The organism is Candidatus Streptomyces philanthi (assembly GCF_059553635.1).
Genome location: NZ_JCANQV010000256.1, coordinates 1 through 8,595 on the forward strand (window position 1 = coordinate 1; position 8,595 = coordinate 8,595).

7 protein-coding genes are annotated in these 8,595 nt (G+C 74.2%); 1 reads left to right on the forward strand and 6 read right to left on the reverse strand.

The features are described 5' to 3' along the window. Positions 1 to 21: 21 nt before the first annotated feature. The 5 genes from AC51EU_RS23580 to AC51EU_RS23600 form a co-directional block, all read right to left on the reverse strand. Entirely contained in the window at positions 22 to 1,218 is a 1,197-nt protein-coding gene (locus AC51EU_RS23580; RefSeq protein ID WP_496269047.1) for an inositol-3-phosphate synthase, read from the reverse strand. A 48-nt stretch (positions 1,219 to 1,266) separates the two neighbouring features. After that, positions 1,267 to 2,721 carry a multicopper oxidase family protein gene (locus AC51EU_RS23585; protein ID WP_496269048.1) on the reverse strand — a complete coding sequence of 485 codons (1,455 nt, stop codon included), beginning with the start codon at positions 2,719 to 2,721 and terminating at the stop codon, positions 1,267 to 1,269. Positions 2,722 to 2,891: 170 nt separating this feature from the next. Next, positions 2,892 to 4,421 carry an FAD-binding oxidoreductase gene (locus tag AC51EU_RS23590; RefSeq protein WP_496269049.1) on the reverse strand — a complete coding sequence of 510 codons (1,530 nt, stop codon included), beginning with the start codon at positions 4,419 to 4,421 and terminating at the stop codon, positions 2,892 to 2,894. 63 nt (positions 4,422 to 4,484) lie between these two features. Further along, the gene (locus AC51EU_RS23595) at positions 4,485 to 5,234 is read right to left on the reverse strand and encodes a DUF2306 domain-containing protein (protein WP_496269050.1); all 750 of its coding nucleotides are present in this window, start codon (positions 5,232 to 5,234) and stop codon (positions 4,485 to 4,487) included. A gap of 47 nt (positions 5,235 to 5,281) precedes the next feature. Next, positions 5,282 to 6,364: a DUF2855 family protein gene (locus AC51EU_RS23600; protein ID WP_496269051.1), complete on the reverse strand. Its 1,083-nt coding sequence runs from the start codon at positions 6,362 to 6,364 to the stop codon at positions 5,282 to 5,284. 197 nt (positions 6,365 to 6,561) lie between these two features. Between AC51EU_RS23600 and AC51EU_RS23605 the strand changes: the two genes are divergently transcribed. Next, the gene (locus AC51EU_RS23605) at positions 6,562 to 7,434 is read left to right on the forward strand and encodes an LLM class F420-dependent oxidoreductase (protein ID WP_496269052.1); all 873 of its coding nucleotides are present in this window, start codon (positions 6,562 to 6,564) and stop codon (positions 7,432 to 7,434) included. 159 nt (positions 7,435 to 7,593) lie between these two features. Here the strand turns inward: AC51EU_RS23605 and AC51EU_RS23610 are convergent. Further along, positions 7,594 to 8,595, reverse strand: a 1,002-nt coding sequence (locus AC51EU_RS23610) for an FAD-binding oxidoreductase (RefSeq protein ID WP_496269053.1), incomplete at its 5' end; no start/stop codon positions are given.

The window sequence follows — 8,595 nt, forward strand, 5'->3', positions numbered from 1 at the left end:
CGGCCGGGCGGAGGGCGCCCCTCACGCCCGCCCGCCCAGCCGCGCGACCCATCGGTGCAACTCCCGTACCTGCGCGTCGAAGCGGTGCGGGGCGTCGCCGACGGGCGACTTGAAGAAGAACGCCAGCGGCCGTAGCGGCCCCCGCTCACCGGAGCGGTGCGCCAGCGCCGTCAGCCGGGCGAGATCGAGGACGAGGGGCGCGGCCAGCGCGGAGTCGTGCCCCGTCCACGACAGTTGCAGTGTCATCCGGGCACCGAGGAAGCCCTCGAACGCCACATGGTCCCAGGCGGTCTTGACGTCCCCGAGGTGCGGGACGTTGTCGATGTGCAGGGGCGCGGCGACCTCGTGGCCCAGCAGCGCTTCCAGGCCCCGGGACTTGGACGCCAGCTTCCCGGCCGCCGCCCGAGGGTCGGCGAGCGTCGCGCCGTCCCCGCCGCCCAGCAGATTGGTGCCCGCCCAGGAGCGGACGGCCAGCGCGCGGTCGGCGAACATCGGGGCGAGCACCGACCGCAGCAGCGTCTGGCCGGTCTTGCCGTCGCACCCCGCGTAGGGCAGTCGCCGCAGGTCCGCGAGCTCCCGCAGCGCCGGGACGCCGAGGCTCGCCGACGGCGTGAACTCGACGTACGGGCAGCCGCTGCTGAACGCGGCGTACGCGGCGGTCCCGGCGGCGGTGAGCACCGTGCGTCCCGCCGTGGCCATGCCCTCCCGCAACGCGTCCAGGCTCCGGTGCTCGGGCAGCGCGGGCGGGGCCGGTTCGGTGGAGGAGACATTGACGACCACGACGCGGTCGAGGCCGTGGCGGGTACGGAAGTCCGTGATGTCGCCGGCCAGCCGCGCCGCCGCCTCCGACTGGCGCTCCCCGCCGTCGCCCGGCGCGTGCCCCGGGCGGATCTCCGCCTCGACGGCGGACAGGAAGGGAGCGGTGGCCGGCAGCAGGCGGTGCGGCACCGTGCCCTGGTCCGCGAGCCGTTCCGCCGTTTTCTCCAGGGGGTGGACGCCGGTGTCGTGGCCGCCGACGACGAGATCGGTCCACCGCGGCAGCGGGGCGTCGCACAGCGGCGGCCGTCCGGTGACGCAGCCGGTCGGTTCCGTGAGCCCCGCGCGCAGGGCGGCGAGTCCGAGGGCGGCGGTGGTCGCCACCGCCCCCCGGGCGCCGATCAGCCACAGGCCCGTACGTCCGGCGCCGCGGGCGGGCGGGCCGGTCACGCTCTCTGTCACGAGATCACCTCCGGTGGGGGTGGGCGGTGCACGCCGTGGTCGGAGGGGCTACGCGACGACTTCCATCTGCGCCATCATCCCGATCGCCGAATGCTCCAGGAAATGGCAGTGGTACACGTAGCGGCCCAGATAGGGGGTGAACGTCGCCTGCACCCGGACGGAGGCGCCCGGCGGGACGACGACGGTGTCCTTGAGGCCGGCGTCGTCCTGGGACGGCGGCGCGCCGTCGCGGTCCAGCACCCGGAACTGCACCAGATGCATGTGGAAGTTGTGGTTGAAGCCGAACGACCCGTCGCCGTTGACGACCCGCCAGATCTCGGTGGCCCCGCGCTTGACCGTGACATCGACCCGGTCCATGTCGAACGGCTTCCCGTCGACGAGCCCCACCGGCATCTCGCCCGACATGTCGGAGGCGAGGACCACCTCGCGCTCGACCGTCGCCCGCGGCAGGGCGGGCAGCGCCCGCAGCCGGTCGGGCAGCCGGCTGGTGTCGGGCGCCTCCCGGTCGACGTCGAAGCGGAGGACCGGGCCGCCCGTGGCGTCGGAGAGCACCAGCCGGGAGCCGACCTTGTGGCGGGAGAAGTCCACCACGATCTCCGTCCGCTCGCCCGAGCTGAGCCGGAACCCGCTGCGCGGCACGGGCGCGGGCAGCAGCCCGCCGTCGCTGGCGATCTGCGTCACCTCGGCCCCTTCCAGGGAGAGCTGGAAGACCCGCTCCAGGGCGCTGTTGAGCAGCCGGAACCGGTACTTGCGCGCGGCGACCCGGAAGTACGGCTGCGGCTTCCCGTTCGTGAGGAGGGTGGTGCGTTCGTCCGGGGGAGTGCCCGACACCAGGGCACCCTTCGCGTCGAGCAGGGCGTCCCGGAGCATGATCGGCACGTCGTACTCGCCGCTCGGCAGCCCGAGCTGGTCCTCGGCGGGGTCGTCGATCAGATAGAAGCCGTGCATACCGCGGTAGACGTGCTCGGCCTCGCCGTGGTGGCTGTGGTCGTGGTACCAGAGCGTCGCGCCCTGCTGCTGGTTGGGGTAGAGGTGCAGGCGGGTCTTCCCGGGCGCGATGATGTCGCTGGGGTGCCCGTCGCTGCTCGCGGGCACATGGCCGCCGTGCAGATGGACATTGGCGGGCTCGGCGAGCCCGTTGCGGTAGGTGATCTTTATCTGGCGTCCGGTGCGGGCCCGTATCGTCGGGCCGACGAACCCGCCGCCGTACGTCAGCATCGGCGTCCGCAGCCCCGGCAGGATCTCGACGTCAGCCGGCTGGAGCCCCAGTTCGTAGACGTCCGTGGTGGAGTCCGTACGGACCGGCCGCAGGACGGGCGGCACGGGCATCTCCACGGTGAACGGCGTCGCCCGCGGCGCCCGCCCGGCCGCGGCCGCGGGGGAGGCGGACGTGTGGTGCGGCTGCGCGACGGAACGATTCTGCCGACCGGACGCCAGCCCCACCCCCGCCATGCTGCCGAGCGCCAGCCCGCCGAGGGCCAGAAATCCTCTTCTCTCCACCACGTCCCCAATCCGTAGAGCGGTCGAAGTGCGGCTTCCGGCAGCCGCGTTCGGCTCCGGGACCTTGACGGACACCCGCGGGAAGATCTTGGCACCGGGAGAGGCCCGTGACTTCTCCCAGATTGCTCACCTCGCCGTCACGCGAGGCCGGCGGCGCGCGGGCCCGCCCGGACTCAGCCGGCGGGCTCCACGGACAGGCCGTGCCGGAACACGTTCCGCGGGTCGTAACGCTTCTTCACCCGCTGGAGACGCGGGTAGTTGTCCTTGTAGTACAGCGTGTGCCAGGGCACCCCCGAGGTGTTCCACGCCGGGTCGGCGAGGTCCACGTCGGGATAGTTGATGTACGAGCCGTCGTTGCGCTCGTTCGGCACCGGCACGCCCCCGGTGTCCGCGTAGACGTCGCGGTAGAACTCCCGCAGCCGCCCGATGTGCGTCTCGTCCTCGGCCTCGTCCCCCCACACCGACAGGAAGGCCGCCTTGAGGATGGAGTCGCGCTGCGCCGTCGCCGTCGCCTCCGGCGCCACGGTGTTCACCTGCCCGCCGTAGCCGATGAGGATCAGCTGGGCGGGGCTGGGCGGGCCACCGTCGAGATGGCGGTAGATCGTGGCGATCTGCTCGGGTGAGTAGCCCCGGCGCAGATACGCCGCCTTGATCTTGATGCGGCGGACGTCGCGGGTGCCCTGGTCGCCCCAGTTCGGGTACGCGGAGAAGTACAGCCAGGGCCAGACGACCTGATGGCGTGCCGGCGGGGCCGACACCCCCTCGCAGACCGCGTCGAAGTAGGAGTTCACCAGGTCCTCGGCGCCCGGCACCTCGTCGTCGATCATCGCGCCGACCGCCACCCCGTACCCCGACCGGTGCGAGCCGAGGAAGAACGCCATCATCTTCGCGTACGGCGAGTCGGCGCCGCTGTTCCGCTCGAACCACGCGCCCGTGTTGGCCAGGATGCGGGTGAAGTCCTCCTCGGTCATCGCGTCCCAGCTCCAGGCGCACATCCCGTTGCGCCAGGAGCGCGGCGCCGGGGGCAGCAGCGCGGCCGGGTCGTCGGATTCGGCGCCCGGGGACCGCAGCCAGTAGCGCGTCACCACCCCGAAGTTGCCGCCGCCCCCGCCGGTGTGGGCCCACCACAGGTCGTGGTGCGGATCGTCCGGCTCCCGGCTCCCCACCACGGCGCGGGCCGTGCCGTCCCGGCCGACGACCACGACCTCCACCGCGTACAGGTAGTCGACGATCGCGCCGAGGCTGCGGGACAGCGGCCCGTACCCGCCGCCCGCGAAGTGCCCGCCCACCCCGACCTCCGTGCACTCGCCGGCCGGCACGGTCACACCCCAGCCCTTGAACAGCGTGCGGTACAGATGCCCCAGGGTCGCGCCCGCCTCCACGCAGAACGCGCGCCGGGCGGCGTCGAAGTGGACCTGCTTCATCTCCGACATGTCCAGTTGGACACCGCCCTCGGGGGCGGCCGCGAACCCCTCGAAGCAGTGCCCGCCGCTGCGCACCGCGATGCGCCGGCCCGCGGCCACCGCCGCGCCCACCGCCTCGACGGCCTGCTCCGTGGACGTCACCACCCGGACGTAGTCCGGTCTGCCGACGAAGCGGTGGTTGCTGCCGCGCACCAGACTCGGATAGCGCCGGTCGGACCGGGCGATGGCGTGCGGCCCGAACCCCTCCGGGACGGCGGACGGCTGTGACACCTCGGTCATGTGCATCCCTCCCGGGCGGCCCGGCCGCGCCGCGCCCGCCCTTCTCCGGTGGCCGTACGGCCGTCACCAGGCTGCCGCGCGGCGATCACGCCCGTCTTCTTCCGCCGTGCGCTCCGCCACCGGCGCGCGGCGGACGCGCCCGCGCCGGTCCGTCCGGTAGAGCCACCACTGCACCAGCATCAGATTGACGACCCACCCCACCCAACGGGCCGCCTCGATCAGATAGTCGGGGTCCACCGGCTCGGGCAGGCGCAGTCCCACGGCGGTGATGGTCACCCCCCAGACGTTGTTCATCACCAGCGCGAAGCTGTAGAGCATGAAGCGCCGGTGCTCCACGAACCGCCGCTGGCGCGCCCGCACGACACCGATGACCGTGGTGACCAGCCAGGTCAGCGTCGCCATGGTGACGCCGATCCGGCCGACGGGCGGCGCGAACGGCACGATCACCAGCCCGAGCACCGCGGCCGGCAGCGCCGCCAGGACGTACACCCGGCCGCTGATCCGGTGCACGGCGGGCCGGTGACGCCGCAACCACGGCCACACCTGGAGGCACACGGTGAGCATCGACACCGTCGCGAAGCCCATGTGCGCCAGCAGCAGCGGCCAGTAGAGCGGGAAACCCTCGTGCGGCGGCAGCGGCGCCGCGTGCTCGTCCAACCGCGCGTACGGCGACAACTGGTAGACGAGATAGCCCGCCACCACCAGCGCCAGCGGGACCATCCAGGGCCGCCGCCACCACCGGCGCGGCGGACCGTCGCGGTAGCGCCCGTGCCGGGGCGCGGGGACGGCGGTACGGTCCGGGGTCTGCGTCACGTGTGCTCCTCCCTGTCCGACGGGACCCGCGGGGCCCCGTCCGTACGTCACGGCCGGAGGACGTCGCACACCTCGGGGGGCTGCTCCCCGGCGAGGAGCCGCCGGAAGACGGCGGTGACGGCGTCCGGCCCCGCCCCGCGCCGCACGGTGAGCCAGCGCCGGGTGGACGCGGCGAACCGTTCCTCGGCGGGCCCGTAGCGCGCCTCGTGGGCCTTGGCCCCCTCCTCGGCGACGGCCTTGGCCTCGACCGCGGGCGTGAAGAAGATCCGCGGCACCGGCGGGGGCAGCGGCGGCGGCTGGATCGCGGCCCCCGGATGGGTGTAGCCGACGAGCGCCGTGTGCGCGAGGACGCCGGAGAAGTGCCGGTGGACGGCCGAGAGCCGGTCGGCCCGGCCGGTGAAATCGGCGAACACCGTGCCCGGCGTGCGCGGCAGCGACTCCAACGCCCCGTACGCCGCGACCGTGTCGTAGCACCCGAGGCCCCGGACGAACGCGGTGTGGCCGGACGCGGTCAGACCGGTCACCGTGACCGACGGGCGCTCCGCCAGCAGATGGGCGAGGGCGATCGCGGTCTTGCTGGAGGCGCTGGTCACCACCACCGGCAGCGGCCCCTCGCGGCCCGGCGCTTCGGCGAGGCCGCCGAGGAACGCGGCGAGATGGAAGGCCGCGGGGAAGAGCGGGCGCAGCACGGTGCGGCGGTCGTCGAGCCCTTCGGGCCCGTCCACGTACCGGTACGTGCGGTACCAGGGGTGGAGGAACGCGCGCTGCGGAGCCGTGTCCGTGAAGCCGCCCGTCGCCGGCCCGGCCGCCACGACATGGTGGGTCGACAGGGGCAGATAGCCGAAGCAGCGGGCGCCCTCGGCGATGTCCGGGTGCGCCGAACCGGTCACCCGGGCGACGCCCCACACCGGCAGCCGGGCGTAACCGGCCGGGCCGGGAAAGGCGTCGAGGAACGGCATGGTGGAGTCGCCCAGCCGCGCATAGGTCGCGTTGTTCGTGGTCAGGGCGAACTTCTCGACGGCCAGCCGCACCTCGCCGGGGCGCAGGGGCGGGTGCGGGGCCGGGCGGACCTCGCTCGCGGTGAGGTCGTCGCGCGGCAGGAGCAGATCCCAACCGTCCGTCGGGGACACGGCATCTCCTTACGTCGGTCGTGCGCGGGGCCAGGCCCAGCGTCGTCACCACCGGCGCGTACCGCATCTTCAAGGTTGCGCTGCCGACGGCCGCGCCCCGGGGCCGGTGGCGCAACCTCGAAGAAGCGCCGTAAGGGCACCGGTGTGAGCATGAACCCCTACCCGCCGGAGCGCATCGATCGAAGGGGAGGTACGGCGTGGAGATTGGCCTGGAACTGGGAGAGTTCGCCTGGGACGGGGGGCCGGCCCGGATGGCCGACACCGTCGCCGGGATCGCGCGCACCGCCGACGAGGCGGGGTTCTCGCTGATCGGGGTCGGCGACCACCTGTGGCAGGGCCCGCACGCGGGCGGCGAGGACCAGCCCTATCTGGAGTGCTTCACCACCCTCGCCACCCTCGCCGCCCACACCCGCCGCATCCGGCTCGCCCCCGTCGTCGCCGGAGTGCACTTCCGCCACCCCGCCCTGCTGGCCAAGACCGTCACCACCCTCGACGTCCTCTCCGGCGGCCGGGCGATGCTGGGCATCGGCGCCGGATGGTACGAGGAGGAGGCGGTGGGGATGGGCATGCCCTTCCCCCCGACGGCCACCCGCTTCGCCCTGCTCGAAGAGACCCTGCGGATCTGCCTGGCCCTGTGGCACGGTGACCCGGACCCCGTCGACGGCGACCACTACCGCCTGCCGCGCCCCCTGAACGTGCCGCAGAGCCTGTCGCGGCCGCACCCCCCGATCCTGATCGGCGGCGGGGGCGTCCGCAGGACCCTCCGGCTGGTCGCCCGCTACGGCGACGCCTGCAACCTCTACCCCGGCCCCGACCTGCCCGACAGGCTCGACGCCCTCCGCCGCCACTGTGCCGACGAGGGCCGCGACTACGACGCGATCGAGAAGACCTGCATCCTCCCCTTCGACGTCGGCGACAAGGGCGAGAAGGCCGGTGCGCTCGTCGAGACGCTCCGGCGCCTCGCCGGCCAGGGCATCCGCACGGCGATCGGCATCATCTCCGGACCGGACCCGGTACGCCGCACGGAACTCGTCGCGGAGAAGGTCCTGCCGGAGGTCGCGGGGGACTGAGGGGGCGGGCGTTGGTAAACCTCCCGCCGAGGGGCGGACCACCGGGTGGTCCGCCCCTCGGCGCGCGCCGCCCCCGGAGAACGACCCCGGACCGCCCCGTAGCGACGCGAGGCGCCCGCCGGAGCAACGGGTGGCGGCGGGGCCGTCCCCGAGCGCGTGTCAGCCGGCGGACGAGCAACCCGGCGCGATGTCCCCGGCGAACAGGCCGTGCGGGTCGACCCGGGCCCGGACGCGGTCGAGGACGCGGACCCGCTCCTCGTCGAGATGCCCCTGCGGCTGGGTCCAGCTCTCCACGAACGAGGGGACGGTGCGTCCCGTGTCCCAGGGCGCCAGCGCGGAGCGGACCACCGCGCAGTGGCGGCGTACGGCCTCCTCGGTGGTGTCGCCGAAGGGGGCGGCGGAGCCCGCGTAGGAGTAGGGGGCGTCGAGGTGGTCGAGGGCGCCGCCGTCGGGGTGGGGGAGGGCGTAGGCGCCGCCGAGCTGGCGCAGGCCGGCGACGATCAGGGGGGAGCCGGAGCCCGGCCCGGTGACCGAGAGGAAGCGGCGAAGGCCCTCCTCGCCGAGGTCGCTGAGCAGCATGTGGTCGCCGATGACCGGGACCGGGTCCGACGGGTCCATATGGGCCGTCAGCACCGCCCGCGGCGTGGTCTCCTGCCAGGTGTCGAGCAGCGGCGCGGCGACCGCGCGCAGCGGTCCCAGGAGGTCGTCGGTGTGGCGGTGCGCGGTGCGCGGGTCGCCGTCCGGCGGGACGGTCACCGCGCCGTCCACGCACAGGACCGGGCCGGCGGCCAGGGCGGGCGGGACGTCGGGCAGCGGCGGCAGGTTCATGACGCGGACCGAGGTGGTGACGTCCCACGGGGCGTCAAGGGTCCACCGGCGCCACAGGGAGAGCAGCCGTTCCGCGTGGACGGCGGGCCAGAACGCCGCGCCGGTGATGACCCTCGTGGCCGGGAAGAGGGCGACCTCGACGGCCGTCACCACCCCGAAGCCCCCACCGCCGCCGCGCACGGCCCAGAACAGCTCCGGGTCCTCCGCGCCGTCCACGCGCCGCGGCGCGCCGTCCGCCGTCACCAGCTCGACGGCCCGGACGTGGTTGGCGGCCAGACCGGTCCGTCTGCCGTAGAGACTGAGCCCGCCGCGGAGCAGATAGCCCACGGCGCC